At 49.9% G+C, this 3460-nt stretch carries 3 protein-coding genes; 2 read left to right on the forward strand and 1 reads right to left on the reverse strand.

Translation table 11 applies throughout. The features are described from left to right. Positions 1 to 102: recombination protein O N-terminal domain-containing protein (locus tag GAC_RS05455; RefSeq protein ID WP_198920531.1), on the reverse strand; the 102-nt coding region annotated here is incomplete at its 3' end. Between the two features lie 266 nt (positions 103 to 368). Here GAC_RS05455 and argS point away from each other — a divergent pair. Next, positions 369 to 2108, forward strand: a complete 1740-nt coding sequence (argS, locus tag GAC_RS02625; RefSeq protein WP_010267708.1) for an arginine--tRNA ligase — start codon at positions 369 to 371, stop codon at positions 2106 to 2108. A gap of 179 nt (positions 2109 to 2287) precedes the next feature. Continuing rightward, the coding region (locus GAC_RS02630) for a hypothetical protein (RefSeq protein WP_241760133.1) at positions 2288 to 3460 on the forward strand (1173 nt) is incomplete at its 3' end.

Below are 3460 nucleotides of genomic sequence, written 5' to 3' on the forward strand. Positions count from 1 at the left end.
CCCTCTGCGCAACCCCCTGTTACGCGTGAGTATGGAAAGCAGCAGGTGCTCGTCCCCGTACGGACGCGTCCCCATCACTACTCCCATTTCCCTCCACTGCATATATGGACGTGACCACTAGGGTGAGCCAACACGGGGGTACTATAGCACATTTAGCGCTCAAATACACTGCGAACTTTGCTGCTGCGGATTTGGACGGATTTGAAATATATACCAATTATGTATGAGTGCCCTGCTTGGTATCCGAGGGATGTTCTTACGCTTGGCCAGGAGAGAGAGGCTTGCAACCTGCGCGAATGTTGGCCACATAAGACTTTTACGTACTGGTGATTGCTTATATACTGGAGCTGTCGAATGCAGGGTTATCCATGGTTTCAGCTGGTAGTACAATTAATTTGTTTGGCAACTTTAGGTGCATTGTAATCCAGAAGATTGGTGAGCTGTGGGGCGGTGAGGTTACAGATTCTTTGCTACACAAGCTCATAGTTGCTCCTCCCACCGAAGACAGGCACGGCGACGTATATACCAATGCTGCGCTGGTTGTCGGTAAGTTCAAGAGAAAAAACCCGATGGAAATTGCGGAGCATCTGCGGCAGGCTCTTGCGGAGGTGGAAGGTGTTGATAGCGTAGATGTAGTGCCTCCGGGGTTTGTGAACTTAAAATGCAGCAATGAAGTTTGGTATTCGGCCATCAGAGACATAAACAAAGCGGGTAAAGACTACGGAGCGGTAAATTTGGGCCAAGGGCAGAAGGTTAATGTGGAGTTCGTCTCGGCAAACCCCACGGGGCCGCTGCACATAGGGCATGCGCGCGGGGCGGTTTTTGGGGATGTGCTGTCAAATTTGCTAGCATGGGTTGGCTATGATGTTACCAGGGAATATTATGTAAATGACGCCGGCGGGCAGATCAATACACTGGTCGAGTCAGTATACTTGAGATACAAAGAAGCGCTGGGGGAGCAGGTTACGATAGGGGAGGGCCTTTATCCCGGAGAGTACCTCAAACCTATAGCCAAAGCCCTGGTTGAAAAGCACGGGGATAAGCTGCTTGCCTCTGAAGATAGGACAGCGGTCATCCGGGAGTTCGCGCTAAAGAGCATCCTAGATCTGATACGGGAGGATATGGCGCTTCTGGGCGTAAAACACGATGTGTTCACGTATGAAGCAGATCTGCAGCGTAGCCGTACAGTTGAAAAATGCGTAGAATTTTTGCAACAAAAGGGAATGCTCTACTACGGGACGCTTGAGCGCCCTAGAGGTGTGGAGGAAGAGGCGGCGTGGCAAGCCAGGGAGCAGCTACTGTTCAGGTCTACTGATTTTGGTGACGATTCTGACAGAGCGCTACAGAAAGAAGACGGATCTTGGACCTATTTTGCTGGGGACATCGCCTACCATTTCGATAAAATCTCCAGGGGTTTTCATGACATGATTCTGGGCCTGGGCTTTGATCATAAAGGCTATGTATCCAGGCTGAAAGCCGCGGTGCACGCACTGAGTGATGGTAAAGCTACGATAGACGTCAAGCTCCACAATATGGTCAACTTTTTGGAAAATGGAGTGCCGGTTAAAATGTCAAAGCGACGCGGCGAATTTTTGACCGCAAGAGATGTAGTGGAAGAAGTCGGCAAAGATGTTGCCAGATTTATCATGATGACCAGAAAGAACGACGTGGTGCTTGATTTTGATTTTGCAAAGGCAAAAGAGCAGTCAAAGGACAGTCAAATTTTCTACATTCAATATGCTCACGCAAGGGCATGCTCCCTGATGCGCAACGCGCCCACCCTTTTGCCCATCGAAGACGTCGATTTTTCCCGAGTGTCTTCCGCTCCAGAAATTGCGCTTATCAAACTTTTGGTCAGGTGGCCGAACATAGTAGAGTCCTCTGCTGTCAATCACGAACCACACAGGATAGCGTTTTACTTACTGGAGGTTGCCGAGGCGTTTCACGTGCTATGGGGGCACGGAAGCCGCAGTGTTGACATGCGATTTATTGTCGAGGGAGATATTGCCACAACCTCAGCCAGGATTTACCTGGTCAAAGTTGTTGCGCTGGTGATTTCCCTAGGCCTCTCGATATTTTCCATCGCTCCCATGGAAGAAATGCGCTAACGCAAAACGGCCCTTAAGCGCAGGAATGAGGCAAGGAGCCGAGCGCGACTGCAGCGGAGTCTCTGCTGAAGGATAGGTGCAACAGCAGCACCGTCCTAGCTATGCTGTGTGCAGCAATAATCTTGTGTGGAGTTTGTTGTACAGCAGCATGTTGTCCACCCATCATTGCAGCTGTAGCATTGGCTGGCGTAGCTGCAGTGTTATTTTCAGTGATAACAGGATGTTCTATAAGAGATTTAGTTGAATCTTGTAGGCAAGTTAAACAAGTAAAGGAAGAAGGATTAGCTACTGTACAATCATTACAACCTGTTCTTACTCCTGTAACTCCTATAGCTGAGAGAACAGGTAATGGAAGAATTGCCAAGCTCCTGACTGGTAAGGCCAAGGCTGAGGATGCAGCTCAGGCTGCTGTGGATCAGGGTACTGCTGTTGGCGGAACTAATAAGGTTATAGCTGGGGTTGCCACCAGTTCTGGTATTGTCAAGGTCATGGCTGAGGCAGATCCCAGTACGCTGAAGGATGCCATCAAGGCTGTTGGTGGGACTGGCTACGGTTTGGAGGGCATGGGTGCTGGTGCTGTGGCTGGTGGGGTTACTGGTACTGCTGTTGTAACCGGTGTGGGGATTGCTGCTGGCATATGGTATTTAAAAAGTTGTGTTGCTGGTTGTGCCGCTAAGTGTGCTGCTGCATGTGCTTGTGCTGCTACATGCTGTACCAACAGTGGCGCCTCCTGCTGCGCTGCTGTTGTCCTTGGCTGTGTATGTACTGCTGCAGCTGCATGCTGTACTGTAGCATTCATCCCATATGCACTGATGGCATTCTCCATCCTGATCTCAATATGTACAGTTATTCAGACCGTAGCTGATCTTTATTCTGCCAGGGTGCCGGTAGTATCCATGCAAGATCCTGTGCATAAGAGGGATACTACAGAATATGATGTCATAGAGAATTATAAACCACAGAAGATCAGCAGGATAAAGTGGCTCGCTCCTCCAGAAGCTGCCAGTCCAACGCGTAGACTACTCATGGCTGTGGCTGGTGTTGCAGTGGTTGCGTGTATTTCAATTTTGCTATGCTGCTGTTTGCCGACCATCGCAGTGGTGGCTCCGCCGCTGGTCTCTTGTGTGTTCTATGGCTTATCCTCTTGTGTAGGTGGCATTGATGCTTATGTATATAAACGTAAGGCTGCCAAGGCTGCGTTGCCTGTTGAAACTAGTCCCATCGTGCTCGGGCAGCGTGCTTCTGAATGCCCCGAACAACTTCAAAATGAGGTGGCTGTCGAGACTGCTAACATGACTAGTGATAGCGTGCAGCAGACCCAAGACTGGGAACCTGTTGCCAAGGATGCAGAG

The sequence above is a fragment of the Anaplasma marginale str. Florida genome (genome assembly GCF_000215485.1).
Lineage (GTDB): Bacteria > Pseudomonadota > Alphaproteobacteria > Rickettsiales > Anaplasmataceae > Anaplasma > Anaplasma marginale.